General features: G+C 65.5%; 23 protein-coding genes. 10 read left to right on the top strand and 13 right to left on the bottom strand.

Translation table 11 applies throughout. The features are described from left to right. Positions 1-485: 485 nt before the first annotated feature. The 3 genes from FK256_RS14385 to FK256_RS14050 all read left to right on the top strand — a co-directional run bounded on the left by FK256_RS14385 (position 486) and on the right by FK256_RS14050 (position 1,578). On the top strand, positions 486-662 hold the full coding sequence (locus tag FK256_RS14385) for a hypothetical protein (RefSeq protein WP_021604954.1): 177 nt from the start codon (positions 486-488) through the stop codon (positions 660-662). A gap of 156 nt (positions 663-818) precedes the next feature. Beyond that, entirely contained in the window at positions 819-1,199 is a 381-nt protein-coding gene (locus tag FK256_RS14055) for a hypothetical protein (protein ID WP_039892523.1), read from the top strand. A gap of 124 nt (positions 1,200-1,323) precedes the next feature. Further along, the gene (locus FK256_RS14050) at positions 1,324-1,578 is read left to right on the top strand and encodes a hypothetical protein (RefSeq protein WP_141425183.1); all 255 of its coding nucleotides are present in this window, start codon (positions 1,324-1,326) and stop codon (positions 1,576-1,578) included. A 17-nt stretch (positions 1,579-1,595) separates the two neighbouring features. On the opposite strand, the gene FK256_RS14045 is transcribed toward FK256_RS14050, so the two are convergent. After that, complete coding sequence (locus tag FK256_RS14045; RefSeq protein WP_141425182.1) at positions 1,596-4,121, bottom strand: hypothetical protein; 2,526 nt, start codon at positions 4,119-4,121, stop codon at positions 1,596-1,598. Between the two features lie 65 nt (positions 4,122-4,186). Between FK256_RS14045 and FK256_RS14040 the strand changes: the two genes are divergently transcribed. Continuing rightward, positions 4,187-4,567, top strand: a complete 381-nt coding sequence (locus FK256_RS14040) for a hypothetical protein (RefSeq protein WP_141425181.1) — start codon at positions 4,187-4,189, stop codon at positions 4,565-4,567. Positions 4,568-4,639: 72 nt separating this feature from the next. Here FK256_RS14040 and FK256_RS14035 read toward each other — a convergent pair whose 3' ends face one another. From FK256_RS14035 to FK256_RS14020, 4 genes are read right to left on the bottom strand one after another with little or no spacing between them, the layout of a single operon-like run. Next, positions 4,640-6,064, bottom strand: a complete 1,425-nt coding sequence (locus FK256_RS14035; protein WP_141425180.1) for a conjugal transfer protein — start codon at positions 6,062-6,064, stop codon at positions 4,640-4,642. A gap of 60 nt (positions 6,065-6,124) precedes the next feature. Beyond that, positions 6,125-8,026 (bottom strand): type IV secretory system conjugative DNA transfer family protein, encoded by a 1,902-nt coding sequence (locus FK256_RS14030; RefSeq protein ID WP_141425179.1) that lies wholly within the window; start codon positions 8,024-8,026, stop codon positions 6,125-6,127. 19 nt (positions 8,027-8,045) lie between these two features. Continuing rightward, positions 8,046-8,525 carry a hypothetical protein gene (locus FK256_RS14025; protein ID WP_141425178.1) on the bottom strand — a complete coding sequence of 160 codons (480 nt, stop codon included), beginning with the start codon at positions 8,523-8,525 and terminating at the stop codon, positions 8,046-8,048. Between the two features lie 50 nt (positions 8,526-8,575). Continuing rightward, on the bottom strand, positions 8,576-9,661 hold the full coding sequence (locus FK256_RS14020) for a hypothetical protein (protein WP_141425177.1): 1,086 nt from the start codon (positions 9,659-9,661) through the stop codon (positions 8,576-8,578). Positions 9,662-11,533: 1,872 nt separating this feature from the next. On the opposite strand from FK256_RS14020, the gene FK256_RS14015 reads away from it, so the two are divergent. From FK256_RS14015 to FK256_RS14005, 3 genes are all read left to right on the top strand, one after another. Further along, positions 11,534-12,103, top strand: a complete 570-nt coding sequence (locus FK256_RS14015) for a recombinase family protein (RefSeq protein WP_141425176.1) — start codon at positions 11,534-11,536, stop codon at positions 12,101-12,103. A gap of 998 nt (positions 12,104-13,101) precedes the next feature. Next, complete coding sequence (locus FK256_RS14010) at positions 13,102-13,956, top strand: AAA family ATPase (RefSeq protein ID WP_170197983.1); 855 nt, start codon at positions 13,102-13,104, stop codon at positions 13,954-13,956. Positions 13,957-14,087: 131 nt separating this feature from the next. Then, positions 14,088-14,909: a hypothetical protein gene (locus FK256_RS14005; protein ID WP_141425175.1), complete on the top strand. Its 822-nt coding sequence runs from the start codon at positions 14,088-14,090 to the stop codon at positions 14,907-14,909. Between the two features lie 258 nt (positions 14,910-15,167). On the opposite strand, the gene FK256_RS14000 is transcribed toward FK256_RS14005, so the two are convergent. Beyond that, positions 15,168-15,881: a hypothetical protein gene (locus FK256_RS14000; protein WP_021605032.1), complete on the bottom strand. Its 714-nt coding sequence runs from the start codon at positions 15,879-15,881 to the stop codon at positions 15,168-15,170. Positions 15,882-16,004: 123 nt separating this feature from the next. After that, a complete protein-coding gene (locus tag FK256_RS13995) occupies positions 16,005-18,515 on the bottom strand; it encodes a P-loop NTPase family protein (RefSeq protein ID WP_141425174.1) in 2,511 nt (836 codons plus the stop codon). 133 nt (positions 18,516-18,648) lie between these two features. Between FK256_RS13995 and FK256_RS13990 the strand changes: the two genes are divergently transcribed. After that, positions 18,649-19,650 carry a metal-dependent hydrolase gene (locus FK256_RS13990; protein ID WP_170197982.1) on the top strand — a complete coding sequence of 334 codons (1,002 nt, stop codon included), beginning with the start codon at positions 18,649-18,651 and terminating at the stop codon, positions 19,648-19,650. Between the two features lie 45 nt (positions 19,651-19,695). Here FK256_RS13990 and FK256_RS13985 read toward each other — a convergent pair whose 3' ends face one another. From FK256_RS13985 to FK256_RS13970, 5 genes are read right to left on the bottom strand one after another with little or no spacing between them, the layout of a single operon-like run. Then, the gene (locus FK256_RS13985) at positions 19,696-20,505 is read right to left on the bottom strand and encodes a phosphoadenosine phosphosulfate reductase domain-containing protein (protein WP_170197981.1); all 810 of its coding nucleotides are present in this window, start codon (positions 20,503-20,505) and stop codon (positions 19,696-19,698) included. Further along, complete coding sequence (locus FK256_RS14380) at positions 20,493-21,236, bottom strand: hypothetical protein (protein WP_170197980.1); 744 nt, start codon at positions 21,234-21,236, stop codon at positions 20,493-20,495. The genes FK256_RS13985 and FK256_RS14380 overlap by 13 nt, the downstream gene beginning before the upstream one ends. Beyond that, a complete protein-coding gene (locus FK256_RS13980; protein WP_141425171.1) occupies positions 21,227-22,108 on the bottom strand; it encodes an RAMP superfamily CRISPR-associated protein in 882 nt (293 codons plus the stop codon). The genes FK256_RS14380 and FK256_RS13980 overlap by 10 nt, the downstream gene beginning before the upstream one ends. Beyond that, complete coding sequence (locus FK256_RS13975; RefSeq protein WP_021606480.1) at positions 22,105-22,593, bottom strand: hypothetical protein; 489 nt, start codon at positions 22,591-22,593, stop codon at positions 22,105-22,107. The genes FK256_RS13980 and FK256_RS13975 overlap by 4 nt, the downstream gene beginning before the upstream one ends. Continuing rightward, the gene (locus FK256_RS13970; RefSeq protein ID WP_141425170.1) at positions 22,590-23,273 is read right to left on the bottom strand and encodes a hypothetical protein; all 684 of its coding nucleotides are present in this window, start codon (positions 23,271-23,273) and stop codon (positions 22,590-22,592) included. The genes FK256_RS13975 and FK256_RS13970 overlap by 4 nt, the downstream gene beginning before the upstream one ends. A 156-nt stretch (positions 23,274-23,429) precedes the next feature. Between FK256_RS13970 and FK256_RS13965 the strand changes: the two genes are divergently transcribed. Next, positions 23,430-24,251, top strand: a complete 822-nt coding sequence (locus FK256_RS13965; RefSeq protein WP_141425169.1) for a hypothetical protein — start codon at positions 23,430-23,432, stop codon at positions 24,249-24,251. Between the two features lie 67 nt (positions 24,252-24,318). Continuing rightward, positions 24,319-24,816, top strand: a complete 498-nt coding sequence (locus FK256_RS13960) for a hypothetical protein (protein ID WP_141425168.1) — start codon at positions 24,319-24,321, stop codon at positions 24,814-24,816. Between the two features lie 30 nt (positions 24,817-24,846). Here FK256_RS13960 and FK256_RS13955 read toward each other — a convergent pair whose 3' ends face one another. Continuing rightward, positions 24,847-25,332: a hypothetical protein gene (locus FK256_RS13955; RefSeq protein ID WP_021606484.1), complete on the bottom strand. Its 486-nt coding sequence runs from the start codon at positions 25,330-25,332 to the stop codon at positions 24,847-24,849. Positions 25,333-25,382 lie beyond the last annotated feature (50 nt).

Here is a 25,382-nt window from a genome sequence, read left to right as displayed (position 1 = left end):
GTCCGGGACAGCCTGAGCAGCCTGATCGTCCGGGACAGCCTGAGCAGGGGCAGGACCATCCCCAGGTCGTTCCGGGAGGGCAGGCGACCCCCACGCCGGGAAACGGTGATGGGGCGAGACAGACTCCCAATCCGCAGCCCGGTGGTTCTCCCGCGGATGTCAATGCGACCAACCCGGTGCCGCAGTTGCCGGTTCCTCAGTTCCCCAGCAGAGGCGCAGATCCCTCGGCCGCCCTGAATACCGGGGGTTCTCCGGCGCAGCGCTCCAATCCCGGGGGCGCTTCGGAGAGATCCAGAGGTTCGGCGCCCGCGTCTCCGAACCCGCTCGCCCTGGGAACGGTGAACAGGCCCTCCGCACCGGAGCAGGATCCCGACCCCACAACGCCTCGCCCCGCGTCTCCGAGCGCTACCCCGCGGCCGTCGACGACGGCCGGCCCTCGCAAGTCGCCGTCGGCATCGAGCTCACCGACTCCCAGTAAGACTCCGGTGACTAGCGATCAGGATGACGCCCGGGCTTCCGGTGGGCACAAAGAGGCCGACGATGGCGAGGGCTGGGGACTGTGGCCGTGGATCATCACCCCGCTGGCTCTTGGCGGTACGGGTGCCGCTGTGGCCGCCGGTGTGGCCAGCCGTAAGCGCCACACCACCAGGACGGGGATCTGATTCGGCTGGTGACGCACCCTTTTTGATCCCAAGTAGCTGATCATTTGTGATCAAAGAGGGTGCGGAGAGGGCCATTGTCCGGTATCGCCGCCTCCTGCTGCGTCCCACTCCGCTTTGAAGCATTCCGTCCGGCCTCGGTACCTCCAGGAGGAACGCGTGCACGATCTTCTTCTCTTCTCCAATCCCTGGGGTCCCACCATCGTCACCCTCATCGTCCTCGTCGTCATAGCCGCCCCCACCCTGGCGCTGACCCGTGCCTACCGTCGCGCAGTCACTCGCCGTCTCGCCGTCACCGAGGATCTCGAGGCCAGGACAGTCCTGACCGAGGGTCTGACCCGGGCCTGGAGTGTCACTGCCAAAACGGTCGCCATCACCGCAGTCGTCGCGACACTGTCCACCATCTTCCCGGCTGCCGCCACCAGGAGCTGGGGAATTGGTGCGTTCGTGCTGGTCACCGCCGCGGGCAGTGCCTGGTGGTGGAGGACACGGATGGTGTGGACCCGTGAATGCGAGTACCTCATGGGCCCCGAGGATTGATCCCCGACCTTTCGGAGCCACGGAGATGCAAACCCTCCTTTCCCGCCTGCGGGGCATCCACCGGTCGGTCAGCGCCTACGCTGAAACCATAAGAGCGATCTGCTGACCAGGAGGCGACTGACCGATGTTCGGCGACGACGACGAGGCCAAGGTCGACCGCGTCATGTCCGAGTACTCCTATCGGCGGGAGAGCGATGACATGTGGGACAACCTCATCCTCTACCTGTTCTACGCGGCGGTTGCCGTCGTGGGGATCCTCGCCCTCCTGGGGTGGCTCGACCACCAGCTGGGATGGCACATGAAGGACCAGTTCGTCGCCTGGCTCAAGGGAGCGGTGCAGATCAAGGCGATGAGCGCCGGGTGCTCAGTCCTGCCCTGAAATATTCACGCCGCGCCTCACCGGGGGCGTAGCCACACCCACTCTGCAGGGATCAGGCTGCCGCCCGTGTAATGGCCGATGGGCCCGCGCATCGGATCCGGCGTGGGGACGCCCTCTATGGCATCTACGAGGAGCTTCGCCACATCTTTCTGTGTATCGATGTTGATGACGGTGACCTCCTTGGGGAGGTATGGCGACGGGTAAATTAAATACTCCCCAATAATTATGGGGGGTCTGAAGGTGAGGAGTATGATCCTTACTCCTTGCTCAATAAGCTGAGTCATGTACTTGTATGTCATCCATTTATGGCTGCTTTCGCTTGTTTCCTCGTTGATGATAAATAGTATTTTGGTGCCGTGGGAGTTATTGAGGTTGAGGTGTTCTACCCCTATCCGTATTCCTACTTCGACCCTTCCTTTCATAGTGATCCAGTCAGGGAATTCGGGAACTTTTTGCGGCGGCGTTTCTTCGGTAAGAGTGATTGGGCCTGGAATGATTCCAGTAGTGAATGCCGCGCTGCGCCCGCCGGCGGCGTGGATCGCGTGGGAGAGCGCCCAAATGATCGCCGCCGTAGGCCTTGACATGCCCGGGTCCGTGGCCGCGAGGATGAGGGCGCTGATGGTGGGGGTGGGGACACGAGTGCGGACCTGACGCTGCCAGGGCCTGGCGGTAGGTGCCCTCCCCAGATGGATCTGGGCCTGGCGCTGCATCATGTCGCGACCCGACATGCGTCCCGGGGGTCTATCGAAGGATGTCTTGGTCTTGTCTCGCTCCTGGAATACGATTCTCTGCAGGCTCGCCTCGAGATCGTGGCGCATGCGCTCCTCGCCCGGGGTTGGGTTGCGTGAATCGATAGCTAATGAGTGTGCGAAGTTCCCCTCATCGTCTCGACGGAAAACCTCTCGACGAATTCCCGGATATGCGAGGTCTAGTGCCTTCTCGGAATTTTTGCACTCCTCCGGAGTTTCTCCCATTAAGGGGTAGTTGCCCCAATTCCAATCGATGTATTTTTTAGGTCCGCTGGCTCCTCGGTCAAATATTTTCTTGTAAGGAGCAGCCTCGGGGTCATCCCATTCTACTCGAAGATCTAGCGGATTTGGCGTCGGCTTGCATCCGTGTAGGTGTATTTGTTTTTTGTAGCTTTTAATTTTGTGTGCGCCTGAAATATCGTATTTCATAGCATGTGTTTGTGATTTGGGGTCATATGTTCCTCTGAGTCTTTCGAAACTTGATTTTAGGAGCTGTTTTTGCTGTTCCAGGTAGAACTGTTTCCGAGCGTAGTCTTCACTTCTGTTGAAGGTTCTAGTCGACGGAAAGAAGGAGGAGAACGGGATGCCGGAGCGATCGGGGCGTTCACGGCCCGAGGGGCTGGTTCCCCCCATTTCCCCTCCTGAGATCCTGGTGACCAGATCCATTCCCCCAACGTGTTGGTCATATTGCGCTCCGCCTTCTGATGCGGAGAAGTCGATCCAGTCCTCCCAGTCCCCCGTCAGCTGTCCTCCGCCGCCGAGCGCGCCCGTCTGCTGCCCCTCCAGGCCCGCGCCTCCCTGCCGGAGGGGAGGCTGTGGAGGGATGAGGTGATGGGTGCGCTCGGCGCAGGGGTCGGTGAGGATCAGATGCTCGTTTGCTGTGGGGACCGCTTTAGCCCATGTGGTGGCCAGGGCGATCAGTCCTCTAGTGTCCCCGTCGGGTAGGCGCAGTGCCCGGGTCCATATCGTTTCGAGGTGGTCGAGCTGCTGGGGTGTCAGGGCGGAGTTCACCATGGCTCGCACTGTTTCGACCTTGTGCGCCTTGAAGGTCCCTGTGGGTGCGCGACCCAGGATGGTCAGGGCCAGGTGCGCGGCCCTCCATTGCGGATCGGTGCTCTCGGGCAGGGAGCTCAGCAGTGACGCGGCGCTCAGGTAAGGCGCATCCCAGGGCCTGTGGGTCAGGTAGGCGGCCTCGCAGCGGATTTCCTCCAACATGGTCGCCGCGGCGATAACGGGCCATGCCTGAGCATCCAGTAGAGCAGTGTCGATGCGGGTGTGGCGCAAGTGAGCGCTGACGTGGGCCAGGGCTCCGGGTACGGCGGGATAGGCCAGGCGCCCCTCCGGATTGAGGGGATTGACCTTCCAGGGATCGACCTCCTGTAGGAGAGAGGGCAGGCAGACGTGCATTCCCCGGGCCGTCAGATCTTCGATCTGGTCTTCGACATGGCCCTCGGCGTGACTCTTCTTGGTGGCGCGTCCTGGGAGGTTGGGTGCTTCGCCACGGGAGTCGGCGGAGTCGATTGGAGCGAGTCGGCTCAGGGTCACCAGGGGGCGATCCAGCCAGCACCAGGCGCCTTTGCGATCCTCTTTGTGAAGAATCAAGGGGATGTCCTGCCTGCCCGACATGAACGGCACCCCTCGGGACAGGCGCGTTCCCACCTGCACCAGCCCCGCCTCGTCGTCGGGGAGTCCGTGCTCGGAGAGGTCTATAACGGGGGGATCCGACCAGTCGTTGTCGGTGGAATCGCCGCCTTCGGGTGGAGGCTCGGGAATGGCTGGTTGCCGGTTGGGCATGGTGGGGCCTTCGGTGAGCGGGTGCGGCATCTGGTTGTCAGCTGTTTCGGCTTATTCTGCTTGGTATGAGTTCTGGATGGGTACTGACTCTGACGCCCCCCGCCGCGCGCGCCGGGGCCGAGAGGCTGGGACTGGGCCCTGATGGCTTCATGGAGCTGACCGGTGAGATCCTGTCCGTCTGCGATGTGGGGGCGCGTGTGGGCAGCATGAGGGACTCCGAGAGGGACCGGCTCCCCGAGTGGTTCTTCATCCTCCAGGACCTTCCCTCTACCGGAGTCGTCATCCCGGAGGTTCATGTGCCCATGACGCTGGAGGTGGCTCTGGCCTGCGCCGAGCGCGGGGTTGAGGTGGATGCCTGGCTGGTGTCGTTCCAGGAGGCTCTGCGCGTGGTGTGGGGGAGCGGTGTGAGGGTGTTCCTGGACCGGGTCGGTCGGGGGCGCTCCTGAGTCCTGCGGGGCTCTACAGGGCTGAGGCGCCCCCCGACCTCGGCTGGACCGCTTCCGGGGCTGCCGCGGGGTCTATCCCTCGGCGCTCGTGCCGCTGTCCGTGGGGGCGGTCGTCTGGTCGCCGCTGCCGGTTGTCGCGCCTTCGTTGGGGGTTTGCGGCGTCGGTTGCTCATTGCCGTAGGGGACGGGGGAGTCCGATGCCTCCGGTGCCGGGATCTGGGCGGTGGATCCGGATACGGACTGGTAGGCGGGCACTGGTTCGGAAGCGACCAGCCACTTCGTTCCCACGTGCTTCATTTGCATCTCGTAGGTGACTGTTCGTGTTGACGTGGATCCGGTCACCGTCCAGGTGACTTCGACGGTGGCCAGGGCGGTGTCCGCCTTCCCCTTGTTATCGACCAGGAGCTTGACGTCGCCGATGGTGGGGGGTGGGGTGGACTCCATGGCTCCCCCCAGGCCGACCGTGGTGAACCCGTCGACCGTGTATTGGGCGAGGGTGGCGTCTTCGGAGGCGGCCCAGGCTGCGAAGAATGAGGGGTAGAAATCGGCTGCAAGGGTGTTGGCGGTGTCGTCGTCCTCCTTGGCGTCGGACTTGACCGATGGGAGCTTGGGCAGGCCCGTGCGCGCTGCGCAGGCCGTCGGCGTGGGGAGGGCGGACAGCGTGAAGGCCCATGTGGTGTCGGTGCCGTATGTGCTGGGTTTGTAGGCGAAGGTGGGCACGGCCATGCATCCCCATTTCCCCTCGGAGGTCTGGTAGGCGGCCGTGACGACGGCGTGAGAGCCGTCGATGATGCGGGGCTGGGGGTTGACGGAGACGAACGCCACCTGCTGGTGCCCTTTGCCGTTCCATCCCGCCATTTCGTCCATCCCGGAGGAAAGGAACTGGCTGACCTGGTTGGCGTAGTCGTCGCGTGAGGCCTCGTCGTAGGTTCCCATGACGCGGACGACCTGTCCGGCCCACTGGACCGCCTGTCCCGAGGGGAACCCGGCTCCCTGTTTCTCGAGCTGATTGGCGACCTCTGCGGATACGTCGTTCTTCGTGACCGATTGGGATGCGATGATCAGGGACAGCATGGAGAAAGCCGTCGTGGCCGCAACCAGCGCGAGGAGGAAGACCGCGTACTTACGCCTGCCGCCGTAGATCTGGGCGCGTCGTAGCGTGGAGGACAGGGACGATTTGCCGTCCTTGCCATCCTTGTTCTTCGAGGCGGGGGTGAAGAAGCGCTTGATCGCGCCTGCCAGACCGTTCTCCTGTCCGTCCTTCTCGCCGTCCTCCTCTCTCGTGTTCCGGATTTCTTGGGCGGGCTCCTGCTTCTTCTTGCGGAAGAATCCGGTCTTCTTCTCCTTCTTCCCGGGGGCGGGTTGCTGGGGCATGGGCTGCTGCTGGGGCGCGCCCTGCTGCTGGAGGTATGCCATGGCCGCGGCGAGTGCTGCGGGGTCGATCTGCGAGGGGTCGGGTCCTCCGTGCGGGGGCGTGCTTGCGGGGGGCTGGGTCATGGCTTCCCTTTTCTCGTCTTGCGGTCGTCTCCTGACCACTGCCGCGGTTCTTGGGCGTGCTCAGTCGTCGTCGACGACTGGCGCCCACGGTGAGGCCGGTGGGTGGTTCTGCTGGACGGGTCTGCTGGATCCATCCTGGACCGGTTCATTGCCGGCGGCAGTGGCGGTGGTAGCAGCGGTGGCCTTAGGGCGCGGTGGGACTGGCGGCGGACTGCCGGCGCGCCTGGAGGTGGAGAACCTGGGAGCCGGGGTGTAGGAGGTGCCGTCCTCCTCCTGGCCGGGGTGATCGTACGAGGGATCCAGGGAGGCGAAGCCGTCGTAATCCCACTGCTCGGGCGGTGCCGGACGGTCGGGCGGCTCGGGTGGCGCAGGTTGCTCTGATGCGGGGTTCGTGGCGGGTGCCGGTGCGGTGGGCAGTGGTGTCCAGACGGCGTTTGTGACGGCGGCGTTATTGGGTGTGGCGTTCGTCAGATGGTTCTCCTGTGCCGTGTTGGCGGCCTCGAGCATCACCGAGGGTGGGACGATGGCGACGATGGGAATGTCGTAGTTGAAGTATTTCTCCCAGCCTTTGCGCAGTCGTGGATGGTCGGTCCACTGCCTTGGTGTGGCGGGGACTCTGTGATTGGGGTCGACTTCCAGATTGGGGATGGATCGGAACCAGATGTAGGCCTGGTGGTTGGGGAGGTTCTGGAACTCTCCGGGGTCGACGAGGGGGTGCCCGGGTTCGACGGTGCGCTGCTTGCTCCGTCCGATCGTCTGCTTCTCCCCTCCGACGGCTGCCGATGCCTCTCCCTGGCGTTTTTCGACCTCGATGAGACCGAATCCGGAATTGGCGGAGAGCTGCTCGGCGGAGGCGATGTCGTCGCTGCGCAGGGCGATGATGGTGGAGGCGTTCCCCAGGATCGCGGTTTGGACGCTCTGGGGCCAGGCCGATAGCTGTTGGGTAGCGAGCCATACCCACATGCGGGCCTCTCGGGCCTGTTTCAGGAGGGTCTCGACGACGACCGCTTTGTCTCCCAGGGCGGAGGCCTCGTCGATGAGTATGACCATGGGTTCTCCTCCGGTCGTTCCTCGCATGCGTACCTGCATGACGGAGGTGAGGTGCTGGAGGATGAGCGTGCCTACTCCCTTGACGACGGATTCGTTGGCCGCGGAGATGGACACGTATCCGATCGCGCCCGAGGCGCTGATCTGGGTGGGGTCGAAGACGGTTCGTCCGGGGTGGTGGCTGGTTGTGCTGAGGTTGGGGGCCAGCGGGTCCGCGATGTTCTGGAGCTGGGACTTCAGACCGGCGAGGTCCTTGTCCGTGATCGTGTGTCCGATGGCCCGGGTGAGGTGGTCGGCCGCGGGGGCGTTGGTACGGGAGACCTTCTTGATGGCTGATTTGGCTTCGGCGGTGCTGCACATGCGCAGGAGGAAGTCCATGGTGGACTCGCCGTTGCTGAGACCGGTGTGTTCCAGGAGGCGAAAGCAGAAGCGCAGCCATCCCTGTGCGACGCTGGTGTAGTAGGAGGCTGCGCCTTCGGTTGTCATGTCGAAGCACGACAGCAGCATGGATGCCTTCTCCTCGGGGGTTCCGGCCCAGTTGAACGGTTCGTAGAAGGCGGGTTCCTCCCCGGGCACCGGGGTGCCGACCTGAAGGGCGATGAATGGCTTTCCCGCCGCGAGGGCGGCGGCCCTGACCGCTTCGCGGGTCTTGGCCGAGGCCTTGAAATCGACGACGATGCTTCCCCATCCGCCTCCGACGACGGGGTAGTAGATGACCGGGTAGGAGGCCACGGTCTTGCCGGAGCCGGTGGCTCCAACGATGACTCCATGGCCGAGCTCATCGGCGGGGCGCTCCACGATTTGGCCGGCGCGATACCCCTCCCACGGCAGAGAGTGCCCTTCGACGTAGCCGAATCTGACGTAGAGGCCGGATGGGGGCGTACCAGCGCGTCTTGTGAACATCTTCGGTTTCATGCTGGTTTCTGCTCCTTTCCTATTCCGTGGCGTCCTGGATGTCGGCGGTCGCGAGCTCGTCGCGGGCGGCCTGCTTGGATCGTTCGAGGGAGCGCAACCCTGTTCTGGGCGCTTGGAGGAACTTCTCCTGGGACAGGTCGATGCCTGCGCCGCGTCCGAGTGCGAGCAGTCCGCCGATGACCAGACCGGGGGCGGAGTACCAGGTTGATCCGATCAGCCAGATGAATAGGGCCAGGGGCCAGTTCGGGGTTCCGCGCAGGGCGTGTCCGAGTGCGACGAACATCGATCCGAAGGGGATGACTCCCACTGCCGCCGAGGCCGCCCATAGCAGGATTCCGATGACGAGCGCGATCAGGGGGCGCCGTTTCCAGGTGTCGTTGTTTCGTAGGAATATCAGGGGCAGGCCCGCTGCGATGGCCGCGCCCGGAGGACACAGGACGAACAGGACCAGGATCATCGGTGTGATCGACTTCCAGGATGTGAATGGTCTTGTCGTCATCTCCCGGATCGCGAATCGTTCCACTCTCCGGTACGGGTAGGCGTTGAGCATCAGTGGGCCCTTCCGTTGGAGGGTGTCGATGCGCTCTGCATGGTCTGCTCCATGCGCAGAGCGCCGAGCATTCTCTTTCCCACGGCCGAGGGCTCGCCTTTGCTGTTGAGCAGGGGGGAACCGTCCAGGCCGATGCCGGGAAGCCCCACCCATGAGGTGGTTCGTCTCAGATAGCCGTCTTGCTGTTCCCGCGGCGGAGGCTCTCCCCAGTGCTGGACCGTCTCCACGAGCGTGGGCGTCGTCGAGGTGTCTGCTATCTCCCCGGCTTTGAGAAGGTCGGTGTAGGCCTGACGCACCCGGTTCCGGATCGGTGCGCGATCGCACAGATACCAGATGGCGTCAACGTGTGGGTCCTCGGTGTAGGTCAGCAGCTTCTCCCTGTAGTCGCGTATCGGTCGCGACATGACTCGTTCCACCTCGATGGCGGTGAAGGATACGCGGCCGGAGGAGCTGGTATGCAATATGGCCAGGTCCGGGCGCTTCGATCGGGGCAGCCCGTCTCGCTCCTGTCCGGTGCGCTTGGCCTTGAATAGGGATGTGGGGACCTCCTGGGTAAGGCCGTCGCGGAATGTCTGTCCTGATGTGGTCTCTCTTTCCGAGAGAATGGTGAGCCCGAATAACGACTCGATCTGGAACCCGATGTCTGCGGAGTCCCATACGTGCCCGGCCTTAAGAACCGATGGCTCTGTGGCGATGCTGTAAGGGGCGTGCATGTACTCCTTACCGGTCCTCGTCAGCCACCACCCGGTGGTGACACGTCCTGGTTCCCAGGATCTGAGACGGGTGACGAGTCCTTCTTTGAATCCGGGGATCTCGACCTTGGAAAGACGCGACATCCGGGTTCTCAGGTTCGACAGGTATGTCGAGGCTTTTTGTCCTTTCGAGCCGTCGGGCATGGGATTGAGGGGGGCTCCCTTGGGAAGCCTGTCGTTGGACATCATGACGGCCCATGCGGCCCATCCCTTGTCCATTCGTCCGAGGTGCTCATCGGTGAGTGAGTACCAGCGGGCGATCCACTCGAGATGCCGGTGGTCGCGGTGCGTGATCGTCATTCCTCGGCGTCGGCCGCCGACGGTCGTCATCATTCCGGGTGTGTCCAACTGCGTTTCTCCGTCGTCCTGCCCTGGGGTGCGGCCTGTGCGTCCCGGTGCGCCTTCGGAGGGCTGCACCTGTCGAGATCGTAGTGGCCGTACCGCGACGAGGGGGCGCTGTGCGGCATGCGGGGTGCATACGGCGGGACGTGCGCGCCCTTGCGCCAGGTTCTACGCCAGGGGCCATGCCGGGGCCTACGCCGGTGCCTCATGGGTGGGTAAGGTTCGCCTAAGTGTGCGGCCATCTGTTGGTGCTGCTGGAAAGGAGAGGGTCTGACGGCCCGTACCAGCGGCGCAGTTTCCCATGGGTTCCTGTTTGCGTCCGCCCCTTCTCCCACTTCTGCCGGTCGGCGGGCCTCGCTGTTGAGTCCGGTGTTCGATTCTTCCTGGTGCGGTCACTCCGACCGGCGCTCCCTCGGATCCAGGATCTCGCTTCGACCTTCAGTTCGTGCGCGCTGGGATCAGGTGATCGTCCCGTTCGCGACGGCGATCTGCCTCGCGCCCGGTTTATTTCAATTAAAAGGACTTGTCAGTGATGGTCCGGTTAATTTGCGTTGGTTCTTAATGCGGGTGTTAGGGGTTGTTTATACCTCTTTTGTGGGCGCTGGTGGGTGAGCAATGTGCTCGCATAGGGTGTGTTGGGGTTTGTGGGAATCTTTTTTGTGGAGTTTCATGGAGTGTGATCGTGTTTTATGGGATTTTACTGTGCATTAGGGAGTGTTGGTTTCTTGGCGATTTTTTGTTACTGTTGTGGCGGTGTTACTCTGTTGGAATTGGAAGTGTATGTGGGATAGGTGATTTGCGTCGTCTTCGGAATGATTTGCCGATTAGCTGGGTGGCTGTGGCCATTTGTGTGTATCACCTGGGCTCTGTTTCTCTGCAGTGTCTCGGCTGCGTGACGGATTGACGGGGTTGGCAGAGGTTCCACCCCTACCAATCCCGTTTTCGGTGGTTGATCGGTTCTGTCTAACCCGTCCAGCCGAGCCCCTCCCCTCCCACTCTTCTTCCTGCTCTTTTTCATATTTGCCGTGTTGGTGTGGTGAGGTTATTCTGTGTTGGTTTGTTGTGTTGATTGTCGACGCCGCGGGGTTCTATCGAGATGAGAAGTGGTGTGTTGGATGTTGTCGCGACGCTGGGTGCGGTGGCTTCTCATCGTCGTGGGATTGATCTCGGGCTCACTGCCGCGGTCCTGTTCTGGATCGTGGTGTGGGGCGGCTTCATGGTGGGGGTCGGGTGGTTCGTGTTCGGGGTTCTGCCCCGTTTGGGGCGTCGTGGTGCTCGTGCGGTGCAGGTGGGGGTGACGACTGCTGCCGCTGCGAAGGGGAAGTCGGTTGGGGCGGGGTATGCGCCTGCGTTCGGCCAGCCCAGGACGGGGCAGTGGGTGGATGCGCACCCGTTGGGGCGCTGTCCTCGAAGGGCACCCAGGCACGGGTCAGACGGGTTGTGCCAGTACTGTTCGTGGGCGCGTATTTCGGGGGTTCCCGGGCCGTGGGGGAGGGGGATGGCGATTGTCTCGCCCGCGGGGTGGGATGCTTATATCGAGAGAGTTTTGGATGTTACGGGAACACCTTGGTTGGACGGTACTCGGGATGCCTGGGGTGTGCCCAGAGTGATGCCTGGGGAGCTGGGGTGGGAGGAGGAGTCTTCCTGGCTGGCGCAGGTTGAGGCTGCCGGTGGGCAGGTCTTCTGGCCCGTGGGTGGATGAGGGAGCTCTTCGGGGCGTGCGCTCTGTTCGCCGGTTCGGGGTGGTGTTGCATAAACGACCGGTTTAGGACGTGTTGTTCCTGGTCGGTGACACGCCGACTGCTGTGTGTTCAAAAGCCGTGTTCAAAATACTCTCCACGTCCGTTGTGAGGAGCCGTGCCCGTGCATCATGGGAGCGTGGTCATCATCGGATACGCCCGCGTCAGTACGCGAGAGCAGCAGCTCGCGATGCAGATCGATGCTCTGAAGAGTGCCGGTTGCACCAAGATTCTTACCGATGTGGCGTCCGGGGCTGTCTCGGCTCGGCCTGGTCTCGACCTGGCTCTCGACGCCCTCGGAGAAGGCGACACTCTTGTTGTGTGGCGTCTTGATCGTCTTGGTCGTTCTCTTTCCCATCTGGTGTCGACGGTCGACGACCTCGCCGCTCGGGGCGTTTTCCTGCGCAGTCTGCATGAGGCCATTGATACGACGACTGCGGCGGGGCGTCTGACTTTCGCTATCTTCGCTTCCTTGGCCGAGTTCGAGCGCGAGCTCATCACTGAGCGCACTATCGCCGGTCTTGAGGCTGCTAGGGCCAGAGGCGCTCCTATCGGTCGCCCTACCGTGTGGACCCCGGAGAAGGATGCCGCGGCCACTGCGATGCTCTCCAGTGGGGCTACGGTCACCCAGATGGCCAAGGCCCTTGGGGTCTCCCGAGCCACTATCTACCGACACGTCATTCCGGATCGGTAACGCTCGGTGTGCCCTGCGGACTCTTCTACAAGAGGTACCTAGATCCTTTCGCTCAGGAGCTCCACCGGGACGGCCCGTGCATCCAGGTCAAGGGACATCAAGGGTCTGACGGAGGCGTCTGTGGTGGTCGTGGTTGCGTCAGGGGTGGCGCCGTCTCGGCGACAATCGTTGCTCCGCGGGGTCCGGTACCAGCGTGTTGGAGACGATCTCATCGTCCTACTGGGCGAACAGAACCACATCCATGACATCATGATTCTATGGAGTCGTCATCTGTTGCACCCTTTGAATACGGGTGGTTGTTATGGCCTGGATCCTGCTGATAGTGGCGGCCCTGGCTGCGGCGGCGAGTGTCGATGGTCCCTCGCTTGGGTACAAGGCCGCTTCGGTTGCGATCATGCTGGGAGCCTGCGCTGCCTCCGTTTATCTGGCGGACGGACCGCTGTGGGGGCCGGTGGTCGCTGCTGCTGTTGGAGCTGGTACGGGCTTGATCGTCTCCGCGCTTATCGGGGGCTCCTCGTCGGGCCGGGGATCGTCGCGGGGCTGATACGGCCAAGGTACTTCGGGGGCGCGCCTTCGGCGCCTCCATGCTCTCCTTAGGACGTGGGCTCGGTCGTTCCCGCATGGTGGTGCCGGTGCGGGTGCCCTAGGGTGGTTGCGGACCTGTTGTCGAAGCCCCCTTAACCTCTTGTTCCTCATACGGGGGTGGATTGGAGCGGATCGTGGCGAACGGATTCGGCGGCTTGCCGTCCTGGGCGAGGGGAGGGCGGGCTTCCGGTGCCCAGAATGCGGGGGCTCCCGCTCCTGCGTTCCAGGGGAATCCCGCGTTCCAGAACAATCCTGCCTTCCAGGGGAATCCCGCATTTCAGAACAATCCTGCGTTCCAGGGGAATCCTGCGTTCCAGGGGATGCAGACTCCTGCTCCAGGGCCGGTTCCGGCTGTTCCCGACACGGAGATTTGGGGCGACGACACTCCGGTGTTCCACGACCAGGGATCAGTCGTGCTCTCCGAGTGCGGGCCGCAGAAGCGCCCTAACGGGGAGACCTATTTCCCTCGTCGTATCGGTAACTACGAGGACGTGGCCTGGATGCGTCACTGTCGCCAGGAGCGTCAGCACATTCTGTTCTTCGGGCCTCCCGGGACTGGGAAATCGGCCTTGTCGGACGCGTCCTTTCCCGACGGCTTCGAGATGCTCGTGTGTACGGCAGACACCACCGAGGCCGACATCGTCGGCGGCTACATCCAGGATCCCTCCAACCCGATGACCTTCCTGTGGGCCAACGGACCTTTCCTGCGGTCCCTGGAGAGAGGGGTCCCCTTCATCATCGAGGAGATCGCACTGGCTGACCCCCGTGTGCTCTCCGTGGTCTATCCGGCAATGGACGGGCGCTCCTACGTCGAGGTCCCCTCCAACCCATCGCTAGGGAAGATCCCGGTCCCCACGGGATGGAACGTGGTGGCCTCCTACAATCCGGACGTCCCCGGGGCATCTATGAGCGACGCTCTTCTGGACCGCTTCGATCACAACGTCGAGGTAACCACCGACTGGGATCTGGCCGCCGGTCTGGGCGTAGACGCCTCGATCATTCGAGTCGCCCAGGATCTTGACCAGCGGCGCCGCTCAGGGGAGATCGGCTGGTCCCCGCAGTTGCGCTCCTTATTGTCCTACCGTGATGCGGCGGCGAGCTTCGGCCACCAGTACGCCCTGTCCAATCTGGTCTCCAAAACACCGAAGATGTACAGGCCGGTTGTCGTTTCCGCCATCGAGCGGGTATTCCCCGGCAAGGCCGCGGTACGGGACAAGAACGGCGGATCTGAGCCGATCCTCCTGGGACTGGGACCCCGTTACAGCTGACCCCCTGTCATGATGCCGAGGCGGTATCGTCCGACGGATTCCGGGGCTAATTGGTCAGTGGGAGCCGGTTAGGGCCCGTCGCCCCGACGTCCGTCGGCTGGTCGGGTCTCTGCGCCTGTAAGGTTCTGACTATGAGCGCCGAGAGGTCTGTCACAGCTATCTCTACGCCTGCTGCACTTGTGGACGCGCATGCCCGTGAGCGTGAGGCCCTGGGGGATCTCGTGCCCGAGCTGCTGGTGATGAGGGATCGTGAACGGGGCTCCACGGGATCTACGTTCTACGCCGCCACCCTGGCCGCGCTGGTGGACCACCGGTGGCCGGTCACTGCGCTGGCTCGGATCGTCGGCGAGGACTACGCGAGTATTCAAGGGCGCCTGGCCGACCCTGGTGCCCGCCCCGGGCTTCTTCCCGTCAACACGGTCGTGCCCGACTACCCCGAGCAGATTCTCATGGACATGCGGGCTGCGCGGAGGGGGCCGCTCATGAACCCGGCGGTGGCCGACTTCGTGCGTCGCCTGGACTCCGTGGTCAACGGGAACCGTGACCGTTTCTCGAGATTCGGGGGCCGGGAGGAACTGTTCGACACGCTTGCCGGTACCTACACACGTGACGGCCTGCTCGGGATTGGGGCGGAGGCCATCCGTCGCGAGTACGACCGGGGTGTCGCCAAAAGCGCTCTGGTCAACGGCCTGGGACGGACCTACACCGCCCTGGGAAGGCGCATGAGGATGCGTCTCGAACCCGTTAACGGATGGGTCATCCTCCACGGCCCCGAGGATGACCCCGAAGAGTTGCGGCGTCGCTACGTGTTCCGGCGGGATGCGGCCGACTATCGCGGGAGGACGAGCGCTCCGCGCGTCCCGGGGAGGCCGGTGCGCCTCGATGAGGTCCCCACATCCCCCTACCCCGCTGGCAGCGACCCCTTCCGGATGATGCGGGCCGGCGCCTGTTAGTTTCCCGCGCACCAACGGGGCCACCCGGTCGATTCCGCTTCCGGGACGATCACCGATGTCATCGTCCTTCATAGAGAGAATCTCTGACATCGGAAGATCGAAGTACTATAGTTTTTCCATTTCACAGTACCATGGTGTCATCATGTGATGATACTGATCATGTGGCTCTTGACAGTTCCGGGGTGCCTCGAGTCTCCTGACCGCGCCGGGGTGATTCCCTGTCGACGGGCTCTGTAGATCGTGCTGCGGACGAAGGGGTCAGCTGATGGTCCCGTCCTCGGCGAGGGTGAGGCCGTGGTACTCCAAGAGCTTGTGGGTGGCGGCCTTCTGGTCATCGGTCGTCGGGTCGCCGGCCATGGCGGTGATGGCTCTCTCCATCCAGTCGCGCAGGCTGGTTCCGGCCTCTTTCGCCTTGCGGATGGCTACTGAGGTGATGGTGGGGTCGATGCGCACGGTGAGCGCATCCCGGGGCGGTTTGGAGGGGACGTGCCCCGACCTGTCCAGGGTGATGCCGTAGCGCTTCGGGTTGAGCACCATGTCCTCGCGGATGGGCTGGGGGTAGGGCGGGACGATGCTCTTACGGGGAGCCTTGTCCAGCCCTCCAGCCAGGTGGGCGTCGAGCGACAGGTTGATCCATCGGGATCGCAAGAGGGGTAGACCCGCGTCGATCCAGTCGGCCCTGCGGGCCCTGTCGACCTTCTCCTGGGTGGAGAGGGGCCAGCTGATCGACTGATGGATGGCCGTCTCGTTGCGTTCGCGGCTAATACCGGCGGCGAAGATGGACGTCCTCGTCTGCGGGTCCCAGGAGGCGGCCTCCTCGAGGGTGAGGACGATGAAGTCGTCCAGGCTCATGCCGCCCGCGGCGGCCTCGGAGCGCGCCGCCCGGTAGATAGAGGACTGAATGTTCGCGCTGATGCGCGTCCGTTCCCCGTGGGGCGTCGGGGTTCTGGAATCGTCCGTGGTGGTACGCATTGCGAGAGGCCTTCGCTGGGTGGTGGATGAGGGGGCTGTTCCCCCTTATTTCCCTTATCGGGACAGGTTACACCAGTTTTGCTCATAAAGAGTCAACCATTTAGGTGTAAACCGTGTATGCACTTAGTTTGCTGTTTTGTTATGTGCGAGCTGAGTGTCGATCGCGGTCCACACGGCGTTGAAGGATGCTTCCGAACCCTGCACGCCCTGCCTGTTGAGGGCGGTTCGGGCCTGAACGCTGCCGGGGGCTGCCAGGATGATGGCCACGAGCTTGCTCTCGGAGGTGGTGACGGTGATCCTCGCCTGATCGGTGAGGTTCCCGTCGGTCCCGGCAATCGGCGCCCATGAGGCAACCAGGCCGGCGGACCTGGCCCGTGCCCCTACCTCCCTGTAGATTCCGGCGGCCCCGGCGCGGTTGAGCGGGTGGGTGTCGAGGTAGTCCTGACCGAACCGTCCGTGCTCGGAGGGGTCGGGGGAGGGACCAGTGTGATCGGGGCAGTACAGGGCACCGTTCCTCGGGCATGTGTAGTCCCCTTCGGCCCGGCAACCGTTATAGGTGCATCGGGGTGATCCAGAGAGGGATGCCGGCGCATCCCCGGCGTGCGGGAGGGGCGCCCAGTCGTCGGGGGAGGTGTCGTCATCGTTGCCAACGGGTCGGGGAGTCGAGGGGAGTGCGTCCTCGGGCTGTTCCCATGCATCGGGGACTCCGTTGTTGTCGAGGTCCTCCATAGCTGCGATGCGCACGCGGGCGGCGTCGCCATCGAAGATACCGGCTCCCGGCTGCCGGTTGCGGGGCAGGTATCTGTCGAGCGTGCCGGTGTTACTGCTCCCTCCGAACCAGTACGCCTGGAATCTCTTGACGGGTTGTCCCGTGGCCATCTGCACGTAGCAGCGTCCCGGGATGGGGCGCTCGATCACCTCGCCGCTGGGGGAGGCGGATCTGCGGGTGGTGGGCATGTAGGGCATCTCGCTGCCGGCGACGCTGAAGAACCCCTTGCAGGCGACGTCGTCGAGGCGCCCGGCCATGATGCGTACAGGCGCCATGCGGACGCGGGTGGAGCCGATCTCGGTCATCTTGGCCTCCTGAGAGATGATGATGACGTGGATGCCGACGTTCCTGGCCTTGCGCTCCCACAGACTGGTCATGAACAGGATGTGCGCCCGGGCTGCGTTGTCCCGCTTGATCTGCTCCGCCTCCCGGCCCTGAGCGGTCTCCTTGCCGGTGTGGTCGAGGAACTCGTCGAGGACGACGAGCACGGGCGAGAGCCGGTGGGCGGCCTTGACCGCGTCGGGCAGCTCCAACCAGTTGGAGCAGTCGCTGTAGGAGGCCAGGACCTCCTGCCTGCGCCTGTGCTCGTCCTCGATGAGGTCGCAGTGTGAGGCCATGACCTCGAATCCGCTAATGTCATCGCCCTCGGCATTGGTCCCATCGGCGTTGCCTCGGGAGCACAGGACTCCGGGGCGACCCGCCCATCTGCTGGCCAGGGGCCCCTTGGGATCCAGGATGTGGGCGCTGCCGTGGAGGGTGGGGTCCCACGGCATCGTCTTGAGGATGTTCTGGGCGATGATCGGCTCGATGGCGGTGGTCTTCCCCGCACCGGTCGCCCCGACCACCAGCGCGTGGTTGGAGGGGTTGACCAGATCCAGTCGCTGGACGCTGTCGGGGTGATCGATCGACTCTCCGATGTAGAAGCCCATGGGGTTGTCGTTGTCGACATCGCCGTTCCATATCGCTGAGACCGGGTAGCGGGCGGGGCTGACGATGGCCCCGGATCCGTTCGGCTTGCGGGCGACGTGCCAGCCGGAGCGTCGTGGGTACTTGGCGGTCAGGTTGGCCTCGAACTCGGTCCACGCCTTGTTGTCCGTTACCGACAGGTCGCCGGGGGCCATGACCTCGAAGACCCTGGGGATGATCGGGGTCCCGTCCCTGGTGGTGTCCCACTCGGTGACCCTGACCGCCTTCCACCCGGTCGTCAGATTCAGCCAGGTGGCCAGGCTCATCAGGGCCCCCTTGGTGCGTGGGTAGTGAAGGGTGGCGGCGGCGATCCGGCGAATTCCCTCGGCGGCTCCCCGCTGCATCCGGGTCAGGAACCTCTGCCGTCCCCCGATCACGCCCCACCACACGGCCACCGGGACCAGGGACCCCGCGGGCCGCAGCCACCCGCCCGGGGCCACGGGGGAGAAGGGCAGGAGCACGACGGCCGTAAGGGCCAGTGCGGTGACGGCCCACTGCGCGTATCTCCACCACCGGTTGTCTCGGTAGATGATCGCGTCCGCCCAGCCCCGGGCGCGCCCGGAGATCAGTGGCGGCAGGAGGGGACGGGCCTTGGCCCTGGCCTCCTTGGCCCCGGCGCCCTTGGCGCGTGCGCGCTGGTAGCGCACCACCTGGATGATCGGGTGGGAGACGGGCACGACCAGCAGGGAGGCGATCCACACGGTCAGTCCGGGGCGACCGATTACATAGGCGGGGGCCAGAACCAGTGCAGCGGCGCACAGCACCCATACCGCGGGAATGAGGGTCATCGCGATCCAGCGCTGACGCGCCCGCTTACCCTCTTCGGCCCCATCCGTTCCAGTGCCCGCGACCTGACGGGATGCCGCCTTTGTTTTACTCAGGAGGGGGAGGGTGCGCATGTTCTCCACAGTAGGGCACCCCCGAGACCTCTTATCCGGTGCCGCTGCAGGGATCGCGCTAGCGGGAGCGCGCGCTTGGATAGGGTCGAATCCGCTCGGTCCGCCAGGGACCACGAGGAAGGGGACCTCCGACATGATGGGCTACGGCCACGCCGCTATGGGGGCGGCCGGTTTTCTCGCTCTGACCTCGTCCAGTTCCCTGGCGCTGGGGATCGCGCCCCAGCCCTTGCCCGTCGTGGCCACCGGCGCCCTCCTGACCGCCGGTGCAGCCCTGCTGCCCGACCTCGACCACCACGATGGCACGATCGCCAGATCCGTGCCCGCTGTTCGGATCCTTGGGGTCACCTTCGTGCCCAGCCCCACCCAGGCGATGGCCGCCCGTATCGAGCGGGCTTCCGGCGGTCACCGCCACCTGACCCACTCCCTGGTCGGGATCGGCGCCGCCACCGCGGCCGCGGCCGGCTTGACCCTCCTGCACCTGCCGGCCGCCTGGGCCGCGGCACTGGCCAATCGCGCGGGATGGGTGCTGAGCCCCGAGCAGATCGGCCGCGGTCGCGGTGTCGACGTCGGCGTCGTCCTGGCAGCGGCCCTCCTGACCGCCTTCGCCGCCAAGGCCCTGCGCATGACCAAGATGGCCGGTAACGACGTCGGGGCGGTGCTCATGCGCACCTGGGTTGGACCCTGGGTGGCGGGGGCGCTAGTGGGCGTCTACACCGGCATTTTCCTTGACACCAACCGCTTCGTCCTCCTGCCCGTAGTCGTGGCCCTAGGAACCTTCATCCACTGCCTTGGAGATACCCTGACCACTCAGGGGGTCGCCTGGCTCCAGCCCTGGCACGGCCCGGCTCCCGCGTCCGTGTACGTCGCGGCCGGAAGACGGATTCCCTCCCCGGGCGCTGCCGGGTCGCCGAAGACGCGACCGGCCCGCGCGCGTGCGGTGTTCACACGGGCCGCCGCACGAGCGGTGTCGCGATGCTGGCCGCCCAACGGCTACATCCGGCTTCCGATCCTGGGGACGGCCGGCTCCAGGCGCGAGCACGTACTGAACATCGCACTGGTGAGCTACTCCATGTGGCTCCTGGCCCACGAGGCTTTCGCCCTCTGGGCTCCCGGAGCGACCGCCTACGTCATCTGACGCCGGCGACGTCGCCCCCCTCGGCCGCGCCCGTCCTCCTCCCGATCAGCGCAGGGACCTGAGCAGCGGCAGGCGCTCCTCGATTGCGCGGGCCTGGTTGGGGGCCAGACGGTAGGTCAGGGCCCACCTGCCCCGACGCAGGCAATTGCCATCGAGCATCAGCGAAACCCTCGAGTGCTCCCACCCCACCCCCAGGCGCTCCAGGTCCCGGTACAGACTGGACACGGGCACCCGATTACGCGTGAGATAGGTGTGGACATGGGCCGCGCGCCACCTCCAGATCGGTGAGAACGAGCCGGATATGAACTCCCCGCCCCTGTCATGGCGCACCGTCTCCCCCCGCCCACGGGCTAGCGCCAGGGACCGTCCGGGCGACTCGTCGGCCCGCAGCCCCAGGAGGTTCCAGTTGCAGCCCAGCATCCGGCGGGCGCAGGCCTCCGGCTCCTCGATCAGCACCCGGTGCAGCGACCTGGACGACCTCTGCTTGCCACCGGTGGGCCGGCCGGTGAGGAACCCCTCCTGCTCGAAGAGGGAGACGGCGTCGGGGACGGCCGGAATCCTTACGATCCCGCCCCATTCCTCCTGCGCCCGCTCCATCCACCTGAGTGTCTGGGGAAACTCCGCCCCGCTGTCGTAGAACACCAGGGGCGTGGATGGATCCACTCGGCGGACCAGGTGGGCCACCACGGTGGAGTCCTTGCCCCCGGAGAGGGCCACCCATGCCCCCGGATGGTCGGCCATCCACGCCTCGATGGACTCCATCGCCTGCTCGACCAGGCCGCCCAGATCCACCATCCGTCCCCGACGTGAGCCCAGGGGCGCCGCGATCTTGCCCGATCGGCTTACAGCATCCACGGATCGTCCTCCGTCGGATCGCTGGGAATTGGAACGGCCAGGCCGGTCACGTGAGCCGTCTGCGGCGGGCGCAGGCCCCATATCCCCTCCTCCCAGCCTTCGCTCGCTCCCCACTTGGTGGCGCATTCGACCGGAACCGGGCGCAGGAGGGCTCCGGAGGAATCGACATGGATCCAGCCCTGCCAGTCCCGCCGGGGCAGATCCACCGTCTCGACCCGCCAGGAGTGGACCATTCCCTCGCCCGATCCGCGGGCCTTGCCCAGAGCGACTACCGGGGCTAGCAGGCGCATCATCAGGTCGGGGTCTCCGACCGCCCTCCACTGCAGGAACCCCCACCCGCGTACCTCGTGCGGGGTCATCCGGTCTTTGTAGGCGGTCTTGGACGCCAGCATCACCGGCCACGGGCGGGCCGCGGCGCGCCCGATCCACGAGCTGTCCATCACCCGCGTCCGCCGCCGGTGCCCCACCAGGTCGGCCATGTCCGGGTCTACCATGACGCAGGATGCGGCCCAGTGCCACCCTGCCTCCCCGCCCGGGCAGATGGCCACCGGAAGCGGCAGATCCGTCTCCTTGTCCACGGGATCCTCCCCCTGGGCCTGCAGAACCCGCATCACACGGGTGGCCAGCAGCCCGGCCAGGTCCAGGCCGGGCTCGTCCATCGCCACCCCCAGTGGGGCGGTGCAGGAGACCACCAGCGGTCCCCAGCCAGGTGCAAGCCCGGTCAGAGCCACGACAGCGCTTCCGACGTCGCCGCAGGATCGTCCAGCATGGCGCGGCGCCAACTGCCCCGCTCCGGCTCGCGGGCCCGCCCCATCACGTCGGTCACCGTGCGCTCGTAGGAAGCCTCGACGTCTCCCAGACCCCTGCCCCTGCCCCCGCCCAGACGGGCGCGGTCGCACCACACGCGCATCAGGTCCTCCAGGCAGTCTGCCTCGTCCGCAGTCAGGTCCTCGCCCACCACCCGGTGCCACAGGGTTGTGCCCGCCGCCAGCGTCTCAACCTCGAAACGCATCGGCGAGATATCGGCAACGCCCGCGTCCTGCGGCGACCCGACCAGGGCCGCGATACTCGAGACGTCGGATCCCACCGTGTACCCCTCGCGCTCCATGAGCTCGTACACCGACGGCCACCGCCGACCGTCGCCGGTCAGCCTCTCGCGATCCGGTCCGGGAAGCAGGTGCAGGGTCTCCCGGCCAACCGGGATGGCCTTAGAGACCATCAGCCGGCCAGCCATCATCCGGCCCCCGCCGACAACCCCCATCAGTCCCAATAACGGGATCCGTTCGCGCAGACGCGCCTGCCTGTCGCCGGTGAGCACTTCGCGGGCTGTGCGCGTCTCGGTCAGTACACCCCCCTGGGCCAGAGCCGTGACCACGTTGAACGGCAACGGCCCCCCTCCCAGGGCCTCATGGACCATCGCCGCCCCCAGACGCCGCATCCGCCCTCTGATCACAGCCCCGGAGACGATCGGGACCCCGATCACCTCGCCATCGGCGGTAACCACGTTCTCCCGGCGCAGCACGTGCACTCTTCCCCCGCCGTCGCCGACGTGCGATATCGACGAGCGCGCCACCAGCGTCCCCGTGTACGTCACCGTCCTCATAGGAGGTCCCCTCCATTGGTGAAAACCGTGTCCCGGACCCGCTCTGCGGCCGCCTCCCGCCGAGTGCGCACCCACATCCGCGTCCGATCCACCAGGTCCGGAGCCCACTCATCCAGGACCCGCAGCACCCGGGAGTCCCTCACCGGGGGCACCAGCAGCCCGGGACGCACCAGCAGGTTCTTCTCATGCAGCAGGCCCGAGGCCCCCAGGGGAACACCCCCCATCGTGTCGACGAACTTGCACCACCAGTCCACCACCGTTCCCGACATGGCGGATCCGCGCACGGCGTCTCCGAACGCGCCCCAGTAGCGCTCCAGGCGCTCCCCGGCCCACACGTCGCGGTTCATCGTCAGATGGGCGAGCATCAGCAGGCGCTCGGCCACCGCCTCAGCGGGGTCCTCCAGGGGCAAGTAGGGGGACTGGTCCACCAGCCCCTGCACCGTTGTCAGGCCCCACCGGGCCCGAGGGGTCTCATCACCTGTCATCGCTTCCCCGCCCGATTGACTTCGACGACGACCGCGCCCGCTGCGCCTCGGGTCGCCCTGATCATCACGCCCGCCCACTGCGAGGCCATCCACGGCCTCCACACCCTCCAGGCGGCGCGGACCCGGGACCGTTCCTCGGCACCCAGCCCGGACAGCACCGCCCCGGGAGCGTCCCTCGCGACCAGGTCGCGCTCCCCGGCCCCCATCTGCCGGATGAACCCGCCTGCCCTCGCAGCCCGGGCCTGAGCCGGTCCCCAGCGCAGCTCCCCGGCGTCCGAAACCACGCACCCCCAGGCGGCAAACGGCAGAACGCTCTTGCGTCCCCCCACCGGCACCACCAGGCACTCCGAGGTCCTCAACGGCCCGGCCCGGAGCCGATCTGCCGCCTGACTCCACTCCCACTGGCCCACGCCCCCGCCCGCCGTCAGGTGCAGACGCCTGCGGCGCAAGTCCCCGGGACTGACCAGCGCCCAAGCGCACGGCGCGCACACGAGCCTGCGACCCGCGGCGACGTCGGTGCGGATCAGGTCCCAGGAGGAGAACCGCCGGGAGACCACCCCCAGGGCCTCCCACACCTCCGCGCGCCTTCCACAGGCACCGCATGCCCCCTCCACCGGGTCACCATTAGGCCTCCAATCGCCGCCAATGCGCCCATAAGCGACCAGGACCGGTGACATCATGGAACGGGCTCCTCACAGCAAGCTCGGAAAACCGAGGCGATATGCGCTCTGACCATGTGCGCAACAATCGGCAAGCGCTCCAAGCGTATGCTCCTTTTCAGTGGAAAACCCAGGAATCAGGAAGGACTCGGCCCTACGCCCCGGGCCCACCTCACCATGAGCACCACCCTCGACGACCTCCAGGACCGGTGGCCGGTCTTCTCCAGCATCCTTGTCGATTACTTCGCAGCCAGCCCAGGTGCCCGCCGGGGGCGCAAGGGCGACGATGCGACCTTCCTGACCCGCTTCTCCGCCGTCGGCGGCGAGAAATCCCCCGAATTCAACGGTCTGCACGCCGAGCTCACCGGCCTGATCCAGCGCCCCGGCGAGGCCAGCGACCTGCTCAACCTCACCTTCGGGTACGTCGACGCCGCCGGCAGCCCCGACCGCTCCCATCCCGGCTACATCGACCGCCCCCAGGCCAGATCTCTGATCACCGGCCTCCTGTCCGACCTCTACACCACTGACGAGGAGGGAGACGGCGCCGACGAGGAGGAGGGACTGGCCGGTTTCGTCGACGTCCGCGCCCAGGCCTTTGACGAGTACCGCCGTTACACGCTTTTCCACCTGCCCGCCAAGACGCCCGGACGACTTCCCCCCTGGGCATCCCGCCACGGGAGCCGGGCGCTGGCGGGAATGGCAGTCCCGGCCCCAGTCGCCGCCGCCGTCGGCGCCGCCCTGGCAGCCGCCGGGTGGGGCATCTCCCAGGGACTGCAGTCATTGAACATGCCCGACGGCGTCGTCCTGCCCCTGTCATGGCCCTTCCTTCTGGGAGGGCTGGGGCTGCTCATTTGGGCGGTCTCGGCAATGCTCCTAGTCCGTTCCTCGATCATCAACCCGCCTACCGAAGAGGATGATGAGGAGGAGAAGGAAACCGCCGAGAAGAAGCGGGCCAAGAGCAAGGCTCGCCGCAACATCCTGCGGAACCTGCGTTCCTAGAGCCGTCCGCGGCATCCCGGCCGCGGCGCTCCCCACTCGTTGCGTGCACGACAGGAGGACCGACAAGATGATTGCGGTGATCATCCCCGCCCCGGCCCAGATACCTGCCCCCGACCCCGCCACCGTCATCACCGGGGCTCTGGTGTCCGCTGTCGCGGTCATCCCCCTGCTTTCTGTCGTGGGCGGCCTCGCCCTCATCCTGACCCGGTGGGTGAGCGACCAGCGCACTCCTGTGCCCGCTCCCGCGAGGCGACGCCTCCTCCTGGCCGTCTCCGCCTGGGGCGCGGCCACCGTCGTATCGACCTGCATTGCCACTCAGAACGGCTTCAGCACCCCGGGCGGTGTGCTCCTGGCCGCCCTGGCCCTGTGGTCCGTCTACGCCTCGGCACGCACCGGGTACCTCCTTTGCGCTGCACGCCAGGAGAATCAGGGGCTTCTCCATCTCCAAGGAGCCCCCCGGCAACCCGGTGCTCCTGCGGTGCCCGACGCCGTCGTCGAGTCGCTGCGTCCCGCTCCAGGGCAGTCGAGGCCACGCCGCCCGGGACGGTTCTCCCGACGCCGATAATAGTCACCTCCGGTAGGCGGGTACTGCCTCCTAGAGACCTCCCATGCGGCCCTGGCGCATCTGACGGCCCACGTACTCCTTGATGTCGAAGTCCGTGATGATGAGACCGGCATTGCGCGCCTGCATGAGCACCTCCGCGGCCATGATCTCGTCACCCCGGCTCATCAGGTCGGCGTACCGGGCGAGCCACGGATCCTTCTGAGCCTGCTCGATGAGCTTGTCCCGCTCCGCGTTCCGGCCTCGGGCGACTACGGCCGCACGACGCCTGGCCATGAAGATCCGAGCGCCCGTCCTCCCCCCATAGAAGCTCCTACTGAGCAGGTACCAGGCCAGAGCCGCGGGAATGGCCAGGGGGAGCGACATCATGACGCTCGCCACCGGGTAGGTGATGTAGACGCCCCCGTTGTAATGACTCGCATCGCCCGCGGCCGCCCACAGCCCCATGAGGGCCGCCACAGTCATGATCGCGCCGGCGATTCCCAGCGGTACCAGCTTCGAAGGGGGTTTGATCTTCATCAAATCCGATTCCGGCTTCCATTCGGGCAAGGGTGGTTGTGTGGGGTGTT

It is taken from the genome of Actinomyces johnsonii (assembly GCF_006546835.1).
GTDB lineage: Bacteria > Actinomycetota > Actinomycetes > Actinomycetales > Actinomycetaceae > Actinomyces > Actinomyces johnsonii.
This window is presented reverse-complemented; position numbering and strand designations above follow the sequence as displayed.

Excerpts from the sequence above, each read along its gene's own strand:
- FK256_RS14050 (WP_141425183.1), top strand. The coding sequence starts at position 1,324 with ATGTTCGGCGACGACGACGAGGCCAAGGTCGACCGCGTCATGTCCGAG.
- FK256_RS14045 (WP_141425182.1), bottom strand. The coding sequence starts at position 4,121 with ATGCCCAACCGGCAACCAGCCATTCCCGAGCCTCCACCCGAAGGCGGC.
- FK256_RS14040 (WP_141425181.1), top strand. The coding sequence starts at position 4,187 with ATGAGTTCTGGATGGGTACTGACTCTGACGCCCCCCGCCGCGCGCGCC.
- FK256_RS14035 (WP_141425180.1), bottom strand. The coding sequence starts at position 6,064 with ATGACCCAGCCCCCCGCAAGCACGCCCCCGCACGGAGGACCCGACCCC.
- FK256_RS14030 (WP_141425179.1), bottom strand. The coding sequence starts at position 8,026 with ATGAAACCGAAGATGTTCACAAGACGCGCTGGTACGCCCCCATCCGGC.
- FK256_RS14025 (WP_141425178.1), bottom strand. The coding sequence starts at position 8,525 with ATGACGACAAGACCATTCACATCCTGGAAGTCGATCACACCGATGATC.
- FK256_RS14020 (WP_141425177.1), bottom strand. The coding sequence starts at position 9,661 with ATGATGACGACCGTCGGCGGCCGACGCCGAGGAATGACGATCACGCAC.
- FK256_RS14005 (WP_141425175.1), top strand. The coding sequence starts at position 14,088 with ATGAGCGCCGAGAGGTCTGTCACAGCTATCTCTACGCCTGCTGCACTT.
- FK256_RS14000 (WP_021605032.1), bottom strand. The coding sequence starts at position 15,881 with ATGCGTACCACCACGGACGATTCCAGAACCCCGACGCCCCACGGGGAA.
- FK256_RS13995 (WP_141425174.1), bottom strand. The coding sequence starts at position 18,515 with ATGCGCACCCTCCCCCTCCTGAGTAAAACAAAGGCGGCATCCCGTCAG.
- FK256_RS13990 (WP_170197982.1), top strand. The coding sequence starts at position 18,649 with ATGATGGGCTACGGCCACGCCGCTATGGGGGCGGCCGGTTTTCTCGCT.
- FK256_RS13980 (WP_141425171.1), bottom strand. The coding sequence starts at position 22,108 with ATGAGGACGGTGACGTACACGGGGACGCTGGTGGCGCGCTCGTCGATA.
- FK256_RS13975 (WP_021606480.1), bottom strand. The coding sequence starts at position 22,593 with ATGACAGGTGATGAGACCCCTCGGGCCCGGTGGGGCCTGACAACGGTG.
- FK256_RS13970 (WP_141425170.1), bottom strand. The coding sequence starts at position 23,273 with ATGATGTCACCGGTCCTGGTCGCTTATGGGCGCATTGGCGGCGATTGG.
- FK256_RS13965 (WP_141425169.1), top strand. The coding sequence starts at position 23,430 with ATGAGCACCACCCTCGACGACCTCCAGGACCGGTGGCCGGTCTTCTCC.
- FK256_RS13960 (WP_141425168.1), top strand. The coding sequence starts at position 24,319 with ATGATTGCGGTGATCATCCCCGCCCCGGCCCAGATACCTGCCCCCGAC.
- FK256_RS13955 (WP_021606484.1), bottom strand. The coding sequence starts at position 25,332 with ATGAAGATCAAACCCCCTTCGAAGCTGGTACCGCTGGGAATCGCCGGC.